This is a genomic window from Streptomyces sp. NPDC057682 (genome assembly GCF_042799575.1).
Taxonomy (GTDB): domain Bacteria; phylum Actinomycetota; class Actinomycetes; order Streptomycetales; family Streptomycetaceae; genus Streptomyces.
This window is the reverse complement of the sequence record NZ_JBHVIN010000013.1, coordinates 237,095-251,272: the sequence shown is the minus strand read 5'-3', so window position 1 is coordinate 251,272 and position 14,178 is coordinate 237,095. Positions and strand designations below refer to the sequence as shown.

The 14,178-nt window shown below is 73.0% G+C and carries 13 protein-coding genes; 6 read left to right on the top strand and 7 right to left on the bottom strand.

The annotated features are described in order from the left end of the window. Window positions 1-59: 59 nt before the first annotated feature. From ACFVDM_RS24465 to ACFVDM_RS24445, 5 genes are all read right to left on the bottom strand, one after another. Window positions 60-1,070, bottom strand: a complete 1,011-nt coding sequence (locus ACFVDM_RS24465; protein WP_383643880.1) for a TerC family protein — start codon at window positions 1,068-1,070, stop codon at window positions 60-62. A gap of 251 nt (window positions 1,071-1,321) precedes the next feature. Then, window positions 1,322-3,310, bottom strand: a complete 1,989-nt coding sequence (locus ACFVDM_RS24460) for a TerD family protein (protein WP_383643878.1) — start codon at window positions 3,308-3,310, stop codon at window positions 1,322-1,324. A gap of 136 nt (window positions 3,311-3,446) precedes the next feature. Continuing rightward, complete coding sequence (locus ACFVDM_RS24455; RefSeq protein ID WP_383643875.1) at window positions 3,447-4,025, bottom strand: TerD family protein; 579 nt, start codon at window positions 4,023-4,025, stop codon at window positions 3,447-3,449. Between the two features lie 131 nt (window positions 4,026-4,156). Beyond that, window positions 4,157-6,289, bottom strand: coding sequence for an excinuclease ABC subunit UvrB (gene uvrB, locus ACFVDM_RS24450; protein ID WP_383643872.1), 2,133 nt, complete (start codon window positions 6,287-6,289; stop codon window positions 4,157-4,159). A 39-nt stretch (window positions 6,290-6,328) separates the two neighbouring features. Further along, a complete protein-coding gene (locus tag ACFVDM_RS24445; protein WP_383643869.1) occupies window positions 6,329-7,207 on the bottom strand; it encodes an MHYT domain-containing protein in 879 nt (292 codons plus the stop codon). Window positions 7,208-7,438: 231 nt separating this feature from the next. Here ACFVDM_RS24445 and ACFVDM_RS24440 point away from each other — a divergent pair, with 231 nt between their 5' ends. The 3 genes from ACFVDM_RS24440 to ACFVDM_RS24430 all read left to right on the top strand — a co-directional run bounded on the left by ACFVDM_RS24440 (window position 7,439) and on the right by ACFVDM_RS24430 (window position 10,421). Beyond that, a complete protein-coding gene (locus ACFVDM_RS24440; protein WP_383643865.1) occupies window positions 7,439-8,410 on the top strand; it encodes a glycerophosphodiester phosphodiesterase in 972 nt (323 codons plus the stop codon). A gap of 60 nt (window positions 8,411-8,470) precedes the next feature. Continuing rightward, window positions 8,471-9,013 (top strand): methylated-DNA--[protein]-cysteine S-methyltransferase, encoded by a 543-nt coding sequence (locus tag ACFVDM_RS24435; protein WP_383643862.1) that lies wholly within the window; start codon window positions 8,471-8,473, stop codon window positions 9,011-9,013. A 127-nt stretch (window positions 9,014-9,140) separates the two neighbouring features. Then, the gene (locus ACFVDM_RS24430) at window positions 9,141-10,421 is read left to right on the top strand and encodes an MFS transporter (protein ID WP_383643859.1); all 1,281 of its coding nucleotides are present in this window, start codon (window positions 9,141-9,143) and stop codon (window positions 10,419-10,421) included. Between the two features lie 116 nt (window positions 10,422-10,537). Here ACFVDM_RS24430 and ACFVDM_RS24425 read toward each other — a convergent pair whose 3' ends face one another. Next, a complete protein-coding gene (locus tag ACFVDM_RS24425; protein ID WP_383643856.1) occupies window positions 10,538-10,900 on the bottom strand; it encodes a cupin domain-containing protein in 363 nt (120 codons plus the stop codon). 153 nt (window positions 10,901-11,053) lie between these two features. Between ACFVDM_RS24425 and ACFVDM_RS24420 the strand changes: the two genes are divergently transcribed. Both ACFVDM_RS24420 and ACFVDM_RS24415 read left to right on the top strand, forming a co-directional pair. Further along, window positions 11,054-11,998, top strand: coding sequence for a pseudouridine-5'-phosphate glycosidase (locus ACFVDM_RS24420; RefSeq protein ID WP_383643853.1), 945 nt, complete (start codon window positions 11,054-11,056; stop codon window positions 11,996-11,998). Next, a complete protein-coding gene (locus ACFVDM_RS24415; protein WP_383643850.1) occupies window positions 11,995-12,930 on the top strand; it encodes a carbohydrate kinase family protein in 936 nt (311 codons plus the stop codon). Before ACFVDM_RS24420 ends, ACFVDM_RS24415 begins: the two co-directional genes overlap by 4 nt. Window positions 12,931-13,007: 77 nt before the next feature. On the opposite strand, the gene ACFVDM_RS24410 is transcribed toward ACFVDM_RS24415, so the two are convergent. Next, window positions 13,008-13,661, bottom strand: a complete 654-nt coding sequence (locus ACFVDM_RS24410; RefSeq protein ID WP_383643847.1) for a uridine kinase — start codon at window positions 13,659-13,661, stop codon at window positions 13,008-13,010. A gap of 147 nt (window positions 13,662-13,808) precedes the next feature. Here ACFVDM_RS24410 and ACFVDM_RS24405 point away from each other — a divergent pair, with 147 nt between their 5' ends. Beyond that, window positions 13,809-14,174, top strand: a complete 366-nt coding sequence (locus tag ACFVDM_RS24405; protein ID WP_383643844.1) for a nuclear transport factor 2 family protein — start codon at window positions 13,809-13,811, stop codon at window positions 14,172-14,174. Window positions 14,175-14,178: the final 4 nt, after the last annotated feature.

Here is a 14,178-nt window from a genome sequence, read left to right as displayed (position 1 = left end):
CGGCGTACGCGAGAAGGGGTGCGGGCGCACATCGCGCCCGCACCCCTTCTTCACGCCGTTCAGGCGTCGATACCGGCGCCACGGTCCGGGGAGTCCTCGGACTCGGCGGTCTTCGCGGCCTCCGCCGCCGTCTGCTTCCGCGTGGCCATCAGGCTGGTGATCGTGGTGATCACCAGGACGCCGCAGATGACGCCGAGCGAGACCGGGATCGAGATCTCGGGGACGTGCACCCCGGATTCGTGCAGTGCGTGCAGCACCAGCTTGACGCCGATGAAGCCGAGGATCACCGAGAGCCCGTAGCTGAGGTGGACCAGCTTCTTGAGCAGCCCGCCGATCAGGAAGTACAGCTGCCGCAGCCCCATGAGCGCGAAGGCGTTGGCGGTGAAGACGATGTACGGGTCCTGGGTCAGGCCGAAGATCGCGGGGATCGAGTCCAGCGCGAACAGCACGTCGGTGGTGCCGATGGCGAGCATGACGACCATGAGGGGCGTCAGGACGCGCTTGCCGTTGACCCGGATGAAGAGCTTCGTGCCGTGGTAGCGGTCGGCGACGCCGAAGCGGCGCTCGATGTTCTTGAGGAGCCGGTTCTCCTCGAACTCCTCGTCCTCCTCGTCGGCCCGCGCCTCCTGGATGAGCTTCCAGGCGGTGTAGATCAGGAACGCGCCGAAGATGTAGAAGACCCAGGAGAAGTTGGCGATGACCGCCGCGCCCGCGGCGATGAACACCGCCCTGAGCACCAGCGCGATGAGCACACCGATCAGGAGCACCCGCTGCTGGAGGTGGGAGGGCACCGAGAACTTCGCCATGATCAGCACGAAGACGAAGAGGTTGTCGACGCTGAGCGATTTCTCGGTGATGAAGCCGGCGAAGAACTCGCCCGAGGCCTGGCTCTCGCCGAAGACGAGCAGGCCGAGCCCGAAGAGAACGGCCAGGGCGATCCAGACGACGGTCCAGATTCCGGCTTCCTTGGTCGACACGTCATGGGGCTTGCGCCCGATGAAGAAGTCGACGGCGATCAGGGCACTCAGACCGAGAATGGTCAGCACCCAGAGGGTCCATGAAACGTCCACTGCGCCTCCGGCAGTTCGCTACGGCTACTGATCAGCGTCGTCGCTGCCGGAGGTCTCTTCCACCCGGGCGCACGGGCTGCGCGCCTGGGCCGGCGCCCCGGGACCGGTCACGGTCCGTACTGACGGGAACGCCGCGTACGGGAGTACTCCCCTCCGCACCATGAACAGTACAGGGATTCCCAAGGAAAGGTAAAGAGAAGGCTAAAAGATCTCCAAAATGCCTGGTGGGGAGGGGTGCGAGGAGGGAGGGCTCAGCGGCCTCCGGTGCGGCGCGCGGAGGCGACCTGGGCCAGCACCTGGTCCAGGACACGGCTGCCGGGCGGCGTCCTGGGCGGTTCGTACGTCCAGGCGTGACCGACCCAGGGGTCGGCCAGATGGTCGTCGGCGACCGGAGTGATGCGCAGCAGCGAGCGCCAGAGCGGATCGAGCACCGGGCCGAATCCGGCCGCGTCCTCCCGGTCCGCGACCATCAGCAGATGCACCCCGACGGACGGCCCCTCGTCGGCGAGGTAGCGCAACTGGGTGACGGCGCGGTCGTCGAAGCCGTGCGGGAAGTCGTTGACGATGAGCAGCTGCTCGGCCGGGTCCAGGTCCGGCGGCAGGGAGTCCGCGGCCCCGGCCCTGATCGCCATCTGGACCAGGTCGACGCGCCGGGTGAGCCGGGCGAGGACCTCGGAGACCCCACCGGGTCCGGAGCCGGGCGGGCTCGCCAGCACCCCGGAGCCCGTCAGCGGGGCGAGCGCCGCGGCGGCGGAGCCGGCCGGGTCGATGACATGGACCGAGAACTCGCCCGGCGGGTAGACGGCCAGCAGCCGCGCCGCGTGCAGGACGGCGGTCTCCACGGCGAGCCGGCGCAGCTGGTCGGAGTCGGTCAGCGCCGCGGCCTCGGAGGCGGTGCGTCCGCTGTCGATCCAGATGCCCCGCTCCAGCGGCAGCCGGACGAGCAGCGGAATGCGCAGGGCGGTGTCCTCCGGCAGATGGAGGTCACCGATCCGCAGCGCCATGGGGATCTCCATCGGGACGCGGTAGCCGTGCCAGACGGGGTTGTCCCAGCCCGCGTACGCGGCGGGCAGCGCGGGCTCCACGACGGCGGCCTCGGCGGCGAGCTGCGCGAGGTCGCGGTCCAGCGCCTCGCGGGCCCGGGAGGTCAGCTCGTCGCGCTTGGCACGGGCCTCCGCCCTGGCCCGGTCGCCCGCGCCGCCGATCCGGCTGCGCGGGTCGGACAGGGTCCGCTCCAGCTCCTGGTCCATCCGGGACTCGGCGAAGTCGACCGCGCTGCGGTAGGCGGCGGTGGCACGGGCCAGGTCCTCGAACATGCCCCAGACCTGGTTGTAGAGCCGTTCGTCCATGGACCAGCCGGTCGCGTCGCCGGCGACCGGGGTCGCGGGCCTGCCGGGCTCGGCGGGCGGCGCGGCGGGCGGGGGTGGCGGGGGCGCCGTGGACTGGCGGCGCGGGTGCGCGTAGTCGATGGGGCCGCCGGCCGGCGCGGCCGGGCCCGGGGCGGGCGTCGGGGTCACCGGCGTACCGGCAGGGGTGGCGGGCTCGTCCGGCCGGGCGGGGTCCGGACGCGGGGGCTCGGGCGCGGTGCGGGGGCGGCCGCCGCCCTGGGCCGCCGCGGCACCGCCTGCCTGCCGGACCCGGTCGCCCTCCGGGGTGCGCGGCGGGGGCGGGGCCACCGAGCGGGCCAGTCCGGCGGCCACGGCCTCCTGGATGGAGCGGACCAGCGTGTCGGCCTCGGCGCCCAGCCCCTGGTCGGCGAGCATCGCGGCGAGACCGCCCGCGTACCCCTGGCCGACCGCGCGGACCTTCCAGGCGCCCTGCCGGCGATAGAGCTCCAGGGCGGCGACCGCGGACTCGGTGTCCAGGCCGGTCAGGGTGAAGGTGGCGATCTCGGTGCCGTCGAGTCCGGTGACGGCGACGAAGGGCGAGGCGACGGCCCCGAAGCGGGTGGGCCCGCCCGACTGCGTCGGCAGGGCGAGCAGCACCGTCACCCGGTGGACCGTCCCGGGCAGGGCGTCGAGGTCCACGGCGAGCCGGTGCTCCGCGGCGGCCTGCCGGGACACCTCCAGGCCGGGCAGCTGCGGTGCCCCGGGATGGGCTATCCACTCCGTGCCGCGCACGGTGCCGTGCTCGTCCCCGAGCGTGGCGCCGGCCACGACGGGTGTGCCGGCCGAAATCCGGACTTCCAGATGGGTCTGGGGCAAGGTGTGGTTCTGCCCCCGGACCAGCTCGGCCGTCATGGCCCTGTCCCCTCGACGAGTTGCCGCCGCACGCTGCGGTGCCGTATGTGGTCGTGATGCGGTACAGCTCCCGGCGGCCGGTGCCGCCGGGAGCTGTACCCACCGGTGTGGACCCCGGGACGGGGTCGGGCCGGCCCTACAGGTGCGGCAGGATCGCCGGCATGAGGTCCTGGAAGGTGCGGCCGTTGGCCGGGGTGCCGATGGCGGTCATCTGCCAGCCGTTGCCCGCGCGGTGAACCTTGGCCATGATCTGCGCGGTGTACTGCCCGCCGCCGTCCAGCGTGTAGCGGGCCAGCTCCTGGCCGTTGGTCTCGTCGACGATGCGGCAGAAGGCGTTCTGCACCTCCTGGAACGTCTGGCCGGTGAAGGAGTTCACCGTGAAGACGATCTGGTCGATGTGGACCGGCACCCGCTGGAGGTCGACCAGGATCGCCTCGTCGTCGCCGCCCGAACCGGCGCCGCCGACCAGGTTGTCCCCGGTGTGCTTGACCGAGCCGTCGTCGCTGACCAGGTGCCGGAAGAACACGACGTCCACCGGCTGCTTGTCGGCGAACAGGACCGCCGAGGCGTCCAGGTCGATCTCCCGGGTGCGCGATCCGAACAGACCGCGGCGCGGGGCCGCCTGCCAGCCGAGCCCCATCCGTACCGCGGTCAGGGTTCCCCCGTCGCCCTTCTGCAGGCTGATGGCCTGGCCCTTGGTCATATTGACCGTCACGCGCTGTCCCCTCTCCGCTGTCCCCGCAACCATCCGTGCGCGGTTTCCCCGCACCCTACGCAGTCGCACGGCCCGTGCTGACGCCGCGGGCCGTTTTGTGTCGGTTCTGCAACACACCGAGCCCCGTACGCTCAGGCCAGACCCGCCTCGCGCATCTGGCGCAACTCCTTCTTCAACTCCCCCACCTCGTCGCGGAGTCGGGCGGCCACCTCGAACTGCAGATCCGCCGCCGCCGCGCGCATCCGGTCGGTCATCTCCTCGATGATCGCGGCCAGTTCGGTGGCCGGGCGGTCCGTGACGGCGGCCGCGTCCCCGGCGCCCTTCCGCTTGCCGGCCGTCGCTCCGGCGGCCTTGCCGCCCAGCGCGGGCACGGGGGCCTTGGCGCCCTTGGTCTGGCGGTAGCCGGTGCCGAGCAACTGCTCGGTGTCGACCTCCTCACGGGCGATCGTGGCGACGATGTCGTTGATCTTCTTGCGCAGCGGCTGCGGGTCGATCCCGCGCTCGGTGTTGTACGCGATCTGCTTCTCGCGGCGGCGGTTGGTCTCGTCGATGGCCTGGGCCATGGCCGGGGTGATGGTGTCCGCGTACATGTGGACCTGTCCGGACACGTTGCGCGCCGCGCGCCCGATGGTCTGGATCAGCGAGGTGCCCGAGCGCAGGAAACCCTGCTTGTCCGCGTCGAGGATGGCCACGAGCGAGACCTCGGGCAGGTCGAGTCCCTCGCGCAGGAGGTTGATGCCGACCAGGACGTCGTACTCACCGCTGCGCAGCTCGCGCAGCAGCTCGATGCGGCGCAGGGTGTCGACGTCGCTGTGCAGGTAGCGGACCTGGATCCCCAGCTCCAGGAGGTAGTCCGTGAGGTCCTCGGACATCTTCTTGGTGAGCGTGGTGACCAGGACGCGCTCGTCGCGTTCGGTGCGCTTGCGGATCTCGTGCACCAGGTCGTCGATCTGGCCCTCGGTGGGCTTGACGACGACCTCGGGGTCGACGAGGCCGGTGGGGCGGATGATCTGCTCCACGAAGCCGTCGCCCCGGGACAGCTCGTAGTTCCCCGGTGTCGCGGAGAGGTAGACCGTCTGGTCGATCCGCTGGAGGAACTCCTCCCACTTCAGCGGGCGGTTGTCCAGGGCGGAGGGCAGCCGGAAGCCGTGGTCGACGAGGGTCCGCTTGCGGGAGGCGTCGCCCTCGTACATCGCGCCGATCTGCGGGACCGTGACGTGCGATTCGTCGAGGACCAGGAGGAAGTCCTCGGGGAAGTAGTCGAGGAGGGTGTGCGGCGCGGTGCCGGGGGCGCGGTCGTCGAAGTGCATCGAGTAGTTCTCGACGCCGGAGCAGGTGCCGATCTGGCGGAGCATCTCGATGTCGTACGTGGTGCGCATGCGCAGCCGCTGGGCCTCCAGCATCTTGCCCTGCTTCTCCAGCTCGGCCAGGCGCTCCTCCAGCTCCCGCTCGATGCCGTTGACCGCCTTCTCCATGCGCTCGGGTCCCGCCACGTAGTGGCTGGCGGGGAAGACGTGCAGGGTGCGGTCCTCGCTGATGACCTCGCCGGTGAGCGGGTGGAGGGTGGAGAGCGCCTCGATCTCGTCGCCGAACATCTCGATGCGGACGGCGAGCTCCTCGTAGACCGGGAAGATCTCGATGGTGTCGCCGCGCACCCGGAAGGTGCCCCGGGCGAAGGCCAGGTCGTTGCGGGTGTACTGCATCTCGACGAAGCGGCGCAGCAGCTGGTCGCGGTCGATCTCGTCGCCCACGGTGAGCTGGACCATCCGGTCCACGTACTCCTGCGGGGTGCCGAGGCCGTAGATGCAGGAGACGGAGGCGACCACCACGACGTCACGCCGGGTGAGCAGGGAATTCGTCGCGGAGTGGCGCAGCCGCTCGACCTCCTCGTTGATGGAGGAGTCCTTCTCGATGTAGGTGTCCGACTGCGGGACGTACGCCTCGGGCTGGTAGTAGTCGTAGTACGAGACGAAGTACTCGACGGCGTTGTTGGGCAGGAGCTCGCGGAACTCGTTGGCCAGCTGGGCGGCGAGGGTCTTGTTCGGCGCCATCACCAGGGTGGGGCGCTGCAGCTTCTCGATCATCCAGGCGGTGGTCGCCGATTTTCCGGTGCCGGTCGCACCGAGGAGGACGACGTCCTTCTCCCCCGCGCGGATACGCCGCTCCAGCTCGGCGATGGCCGCCGGCTGGTCGCCGCTGGGCTGGTAGGGACTGACGACCTCGAAAGGCGCCACCGTGCGTTCGATCTTCGAAACGGGCCGCATGGATCCACCGTACGACCCGCCACTGACAACGGGGTCGTGTCACCGGTCCCGAGGGGGCGCGTAGTCCCGTCGCTGGGTGTGGAACGAGGCCGGATCGGCGTGGGTGCCGAACCGGGGCAGCTGGCTCCGGGCCGGTACGCCGGGGGCCCGCGCGGCCACCGGGTCGTCCCAGTCGGGCGTGCCCATGACGACCAGCGGGTCGAACATCACGACGACCGCGGCGAGCAGCAGGAAGCAGACGGGTCCGATCAGCAGGGGCACGAGGACCGAGGTGGCGCTGTCGCCCGTGGTGGAGGCGGTGGGGGACGCGGCGGGGTGGAGGTGGACCCGGAGCGCCGCCATCCCGGTGTAGTGCATGCCGCTGACCGCGACGCCCATCACGACGCTGGCACCGAGGCTGGGCAGGAAGCCGTGGATGGAGACGGCGGCCCAGAGGGCGGCGGTGGCGGCGACCACGGCGACGACCACGGAGAGCGACACGGTGAACGTGTCGTACTCGAACCGCCCATCAAGCCGCATGCCCGCCATGCCGAGGTAGTGCATGGAGGCCACACCGAGTCCGGTGATCGTGCCTCCCGTCACCAGGGCCATCGGGGTGGCGCCCCGGTAGCCGACCAGGAAGATGCCCACACCGACCATGACGATCGCGACGGCGAGGCTGGCGAAGGTGATCGGTTTGTCGTAGCCGATCGGCGTCTCCTCGACGGTGAACCCCACCATCGCGATGAAGTGCATCGTCCAGATGCCCGACCCTATGGAGGTCGCTCCGAGAGCGAGCCACCCCGCCTTGAAGGAGCGTTCGGTGCGCAGGGAGCGGGTGGTGCAGCGCAGGCCCAGGGCCGCACCGAGGCAGGCCATGAGAAAGGCGGCCACGGGGGTGACCGCCCCGTAGCCGAAACCGTCGACAGTGCCCTGCATGTTCGTACGCCCTTCGCAGTAGCCCGGGTTCGGACGACCTTAAGGCGCAGGGCCCGGCAAACAAACAGAAGAGCTGCATTTTATCGGCCGGGACGGTGTCCCGTGACCCGGTTTCGCGTGCCCCGTTCATGTCGTGGCCACGCTTCTCCGGTCCCCCGTTCGGCGGCGGCTGGGACCCTCGGCCCGTCGTCGCCCCGACGGCCGTCCGACCCTCTGACGCAAGGAGTCCACGTGTACGCAGGCACCCCCAACGCCTCCGTCGCCGTCGCCGCCCTGCTGGGCGCCGGAACACTGCTGCTGTCCGCCGCGCTGACCGACGCGCCGGACACCGGCACGGCCGGGGCCCGGCGCCCCGTGCCCGTCGCCCACGCCGCCCCCGGCGCCGGGGTCCGGACGGTGGGCGACCCGTCCCGGCGCTTGGACGGGGCGCCGGTCGTCATCGCCCACCGGGGCGCGTCCGCCTACGTCCCGGAGAACACCCTGGCGGCCGTGGACCGGGCCGACGCCCTGGGCTTCGACTGGGTGGAGAACGACGTCCAGCTCACCCGGGACGGCGTGCCGGTCGTCGTCCACGACACCGGTCTGAAGCGGACCACGGACGCCGAGGAGGTCTTCCCGGACCGCTCCCCCTGGGCGGTCGGGGACTTCACGGCGGCGGAGATCGCCCGGCTGGACGCGGGAAGCTGGTTCGGCGCGCGGTTCGCCGGGGCCCGGGTGCCCACGCTGCGGCAGTACCTGCGGCGCCTCACGGAGAACGGGCAGAACCTGCTGCTGGAGATCAAGAGCCCGGAGCGCTACCCGGGCATCGAGGACGCCACCCTGGCGGTCCTGGGGCAGGAGGGTTGGCTGGACGGTCCGCACGTGCGTGACCGGCTGGTGGTCCAGAGCTTCGACGCGGACAGCGTCCGTACGGTGCACGCCCGGCGCCCCGACGTCGTCACGGGCGTGCTGGGGGCCCCGGCCCGGGGCGAGCTGCCCGCCTACGCGCGGTTCACGGACCGGATCAACCCGTCGCACACCGCGCTGACCGCCGACTACGTGGCGGCGGTGCACGCGCTGAAGGGGCCGCACGGCGCCCCGCTCCAGGTCGACGCGTGGACGGTCAACGACGCGCGTGCCGCGCTCCGGGTGAGCGGGTTCGGCGTGGACGGGATCATCACCAACGCCCCCGACGTGGTGCGCGAGGCGACGACCACCGGCTGAGTCCCGGGCCGGGGGCCCGGCCGCCGGGCGTTGTCGGTGGGCGGCCGTACGGTGGGGACCATGAACAGCAACGGGGTTGTCGAGTGGGCCGTCGTCGACAGCGACATCGGCCCGCTGATGCTGGCCGCGACCGAGACCGGGCTGGTGGCCGTGGTCTTCCACGCCCGTCCCGCGGTGCGGGACCGGATGCTGGAGCGGCTGCGGTCCCGGCTCGGTGCCGAGCCCGTGGAGGCCCCCGGCTCGGCCCGGCTGGCCGAGCCGATACGCCAGCTCGCGGCGTACTTCGCGGGCACGCTGCGGGAGTTCTCGCTCGATCTGGACTGGTCGCTCACCGGCGGCTTCAACCGCCAGGTGCTGCGCGAGCTGGCGACGGGCGTGCCGTACGGCGCCGTCGCGGGGTACGGGGAGCTCGCCGAGCGGGTGGGGCAGCCCGGGGCCGCGCAGGCGGTCGGCGCGGCCATGGGGTCCAATCCGCTGCCGGTGGTCGTGCCGTGCCACCGGGTGGTGGAGAGCGACGGGGGCCTCGGGGGCTTCGGCGGCGGGCTGGAGACCAAGCGGCGGCTGCTGGCGCTGGAGGGCGTGCTGCCGCAGCCGCTGTTCTGAGCCCCGGACCGGCCGCCGGGACCCGGATGCGCAGGTCGGGGGCGGGCGGGGGCGTTCTCGTACGCGCGGAACGTGAGCCGGACAGGGGGCTTTCTCGTACGCGCGTGCGAGCTGGCACACTGCCTCGGTGACCCACACCCTCGACGACTCCGGCGGGACCCGGCCCGCGCCTCCGGTCGCGGCGGCCGATCTGCCCGGACTGCGGCGCAGGACGGCCGCCGTGCTCATCGCCGGGCAGATACTCGGCGGCCTCGGCGTGCCCATCGGCATCGCCCTGGCCCCCGTGCTCGCCACGGAGGTGAGCGGTTCCGAGGCGCTGTCGGGGCTGGCGCCCACGGCGTCGGTGGCCGGGACGGCGCTGCTGTCGCTGCCCCTGGCCGCGTTGATGACCGCGCGGGGCCGGCGCCCCGGTCTCGTTCTGGCCTATCTGATCGGTGCTCTCGGCGCGGGGCTCGTGGTGCTGGCGACCGTGGTGGAGAACTTCCCGCTGCTGCTCGCCGGCATGGCCGCGTTCGGCGCGGGTTCCTCGGCCAACCTCCAGGCCCGGTTCGCCGCGGCCGATCTGGCGGAGCCGGAGCGGCGCGGCCGGGCGATCTCGACGGTCGTCTGGGCCACGACGATCGGCTCGGTGCTCGGGCCGAACATCGCGGCCCCGGCGGGCCGGGTCTTCCGCGGCGGCGCGATCCCGGAGACGGCCGGCCCGTTCGTCTGGGCGGCCGGGATCTTCCTGCTGGCCGCGGTGGTGATCGCGGTGCTGCTGCGCCCCGATCCGCTGCTCACGGCACGCGCCCTGGCCCCGCGGGAGAGCGCATCGGCCCAGGACCGTTCGTTGCGGGCCGGGATGGCGGCCGTCCGGGCCTCGCCGATGGCCCGGCTCGCCCTGGTGACCGTGGCCGTCTCGCACACCGCGATGGTGTCGATCATGGTGATGACCCCGGTCGACCTCGGGCACCACGGCGCGGACCTCCAGCTGGTCGGCCTGGTGATCAGCGGCCACATCGCGGGGATGTACGCGTTCTCGCCGGTGATGGGATGGCTGTCGGACCGTTTCGGGCGGTTGGCCGTGATCGGCCTCGCGGTGGGGCTGCTCTCGCTGGCCGCGCTGCTGGCCGGGACGGCGGGGGCCGCGCACGGCCGGACCGCGGCCGGGCTGTTCGTCCTGGGGCTCGGCTGGTCCGCGGGGCTCGTCGCGGGTTCGGCGCTGCTCACCGATTCCGTGCCGCAGCCCGCCCGCGCCGCCGTCCAGGGCCTGTCCGACCTCACGATGAACGCGGCAGCGGGCGTCGGCGGGGCGGTCGCCGGGGTGATCGTCTCCCGGGCGAGCTACGGATGGCTCAACCTGGCGGGCGCCTGTCTGCTGCTGCCGATGGCCGCGCTGGCCCTGCGCCGGACGCTCAGGCCCGCCTGACGACCCGGGCTGCCCGACCGCGCGGGGCCTCTGCCCGGACGGCGGCGGGAAGGGGCGGACGGCCCTCGGCCGCCCCCGGCGGGCCCGGCGGCGCGGGCGACCCGAGCGCCGTTCCGTCAGAGGCTGATGTGGTACGCCTTGCGCAGCGTCTCGTGGACGGTCCACGTCGTCCGGTCGCCCTCGCGCAGCACACAGGCGTCGCCGGGGCCGATCTCCAGGGTGGCACCGCCCTCGACCGCCACGGTGGCGCGTCCGCTGACGACCACGAACAGTTCGTCGGCCTCGGTGTCCGTGACGACGCCCGGCGTGATCTGCCAGATCCCGCGCAGTTGCTTGCCGTCGGCCGACTCCCACAGCACCTTGCCGGTGACCTCGGGGGTGCCCTCGACGATCTGGGACGGATCGAGGGGCTCCGGTTCGAGCACGGCGTCGGGGATGTGGACGGAGTACGACGCAGGGGCGTGATCATTTGTGGTCATGGCGGGTCACTTTAGCGATCGATTCCAAGGGCTTACCCCCGGGTCCGCCTTCCGACGAAGGGGCGCGCCCCGGCGCACGCACGGAGCACCGGCCGACCCCGTCGCGCGCCTGCGGACGTTTGAGCCCACCCCTTACGCGACAGGGATGTGGACATGTCACAAACTGAGTCCTTCGACGCCTCCCCGTACGCCCCGGTCCTCTCCGCGGAGGTGCGGGCCGCCCTCGCCACGGACCGGCCGGTCGTCGCGCTGGAGTCGACGATCATCTCGCACGGTCTGCCCCGCCCCCGCAATCTGCGGGTCGCCGAGGAACTGGAGGCCGTCGTGCGCGCGCACGGCGCCGTTCCCGCGACGATCGCCGTGCTGGACGGACGGGCCAGGATCGGCCTGGACAAGGCCCAGTTGGAGCGCGTCGCCGAGGACGAGGGGCTGCGCAAACTCGGCCACCGGGACCTCGCCCCGGCGCTGGCCACCGGGGCGAGCGGGGCGACGACCGTCTCCGCGACCGCCTTTCTCGCGGCTCGGGCGGGGCTGCGCGTCTTCGCCACGGGCGGGCTCGGCGGGGTGCACCGGGGCTGGACGCAGACCCAGGACGAGTCCGCCGATCTGCGGCTGCTGGCGCGCACCGGGATCACGGTGGTCTGCGCGGGGGTGAAGTCGATCCTGGACGTGCCCGCCACGCTCCAGCGCCTGGAGACGCTGGGGGTCGGGGTGCTCGGCTACGGCACCGACCGGTTCCCCGGCTTCTATCTGAGCAGTTCCGGCGAACCGGTCGACTGGACGGTCCGCTCCCCCGAGGAGGTCGCCGAGGTGATGGCGGCCCAGGACGCGCTGGCCGGCCCGGCGGCGGCGCTGATCGTCGCGCACCCCGTACCGGAGTCGGAGCAGTTGGATCCCGCACTGCACGACCGGGTGCTGGCAGAGGCCCTGGAGGCGTGCCGGAAGCGCGGCATCACGGGGCAGGCCGTCACCCCCTATCTGCTGGGCCATCTGGTGCGGGCGACGGGCGGGGCCTCGCTGGAGGCCAATCTCGCGGCGGTGCGCGGCAATGTCGCGCTGGCCGCGCGGATCGCGGCGGCCCGTGCGGCCGCCCGGTGACCAGCGGGTCCAGCAGGGCCGACGGGTCCAGCAGGGCCGGCGGTCTGCTCGTCGTCGGGGACGTGGTGACGGATGTGGTGGCGCGGCACGGCTCCGCGCTGGCGCGGGGGACGGACACGGTGGCCGGGATCCGGACCCGGGCGGGCGGCGCGGGGGCGAACGTCGCCTGCTGGGCGGCGCGTTCGGGCTGCCGGGACGTACGGCTGCTGGCCCGCGCCGGGGCCGATTCGGCGGACTGGCACCGGGGGCTGCTCGCGCGGGCCGGGGTGCGGGAGCTGCTGACGGTGGACGAGGAGGCGCCGACGGGCACCGTGATCGCCCTGGTCGACGCGTCCGCCGAGCGCACCTTCCTCACCGACAGCGGTGCCTCGCTCCGCCTCTCCCCCGAGGACTGGTCGCCGTCGATGCTCGACGGCGTCGCCCGTCTCCATCTGTCCGGCTATCTCTTCTTCGCGCCGCCGAGCCGGGCCACGGCCCTGCTGGCGCTGCGGGAGGCCGGGCGGCGGAACATTCCGGTAAGCGTCGACCCCGCGTCCACCGGCTTCTTGGCACATCTGGGCGTCGACCGGTTCCTGTCGCTGGTCGAGGGCACCGGCCTGCTGCTGCCCAACGCGGACGAGGCCCGGATGCTGACCGGGCTGCCGGAACCGGCGGACGCCGCCGCCATGTTGAGCCTGCTCGTCGGGGACGTCGTCGTCACGCTGGGCGAGGGCGGTGCGCTGCTGGCCACGGCGGGGACCGTGACCGGCCGCGTCCCGGGGAATCCGGTGGCCGCGGTGGACTCGACAGGGGCCGGGGACGCGTTCACCGGCGCGTTCCTCGCGGCCCGGCTCGCGGGCGCCACCCCTGCGGAGGCCGCGGCGGCGGGGTGCCGGGCGGGGGCGGAGGCCGTTCTGACCGTGGGCGGGCGGCCGCCCCTACCGCCGGACTGAGCGCGGGCGCACACCCGGAAGGAGCGACGGGACCGCCCCTCGCGGGCGCACACCCGGAAGGAGCGACGGGACCGCCCCTACCCGTCCTCCCGCTGCCGCACCCCGGTCCACGCCGGGTGGTGCGGGTCGTCGGCGCGGACGACGGCGTCCGCGTGCGCGGCGGGCGCCACCTCCTCCTCGTACCGGGCGAAGGCGGGCAGCGTCCAGCGCTCGCCCTCCTCCGTGCGCCGGCGCAGCGCCCCCTCGGAGAGCCGGACGTGGACGCCCAGATCGAACGGGAACCAGTGCCCCAGCAGGAACGGCCCGTGCACCACCAGCACGCCGCCCCGGGGCAGTTCGCGGTAGGCGCTGCGGGTCGCCCGGTCGGTCACCGGGTCCCAGAGGTCGGGCAGGACGCGTCCGTCGCCGTCCGGCTCCAGCGGCCCGAACACCTCGCGCCACAGCGCCCCGGTGTCGAACCAGCTGCCGTAGTACGAGTCCGGGTCCCTTCTGCCGTACTCGTACCGCAGGCTGGCCGGGCGCAGGAACCCCTCCGTGGACACCGTGAGCACGGAACGGCCGCGCAGCCGCAGCGCCCCGGCGACCGCCTCGGCCAGTTCTCCGGTGCGGGCGGCCGGGGCGCCGTCGACGGCCACCTTGAGCCAGGGCCCGCCGTCGGCCGGTGCCAGCGCGTCGGCGTGCGCGGCCAGCGCGTCCGCCAGCCGGTCCCGGGTGATCGCTTCGAATCGCACCCGCCCATCATGGCCTGCCGGCGACGGCGGCCCGGCGGCGGAGCCACGTGCAGACCCGCGCCCCTGGGACGTCCCGTCCGTCCCACGGGACACTCCTGTCACCGAAAGACCTGGCCGCGCGCCGTGCGCCCGTCTACGGTCGTCGTCATGGATCTCGCATTCGCCCGTACGTTCGCCGCGACCTGGCAGGACGACTGGAACTCCCACGATCTGGAACGCATCCTGGCGCACTATCACGAGGATGTGACCTTCAGCTCCCCGATGATCGCGCAGTTCACCGGGGACAGTTCGGGCACCGTGCGCGGCAAGGCCGCGCTGCGCGCGTACTGGGCGCGGGGGCTGGAGCTGATCCCCGACCTGGAGTTCGAGGTGATGGACGTACGGGTGGGCGTCGACACCGTCGTCATCGACTACCGCAACCAGATCGGCGGCCGGGTCTACGAGGTGCTGACCTTCCGCGACGGCCTCGTCGGCGCGGGTCTCGGCGCGTACGGGGAGACGCTCGCCCGCTGACGGG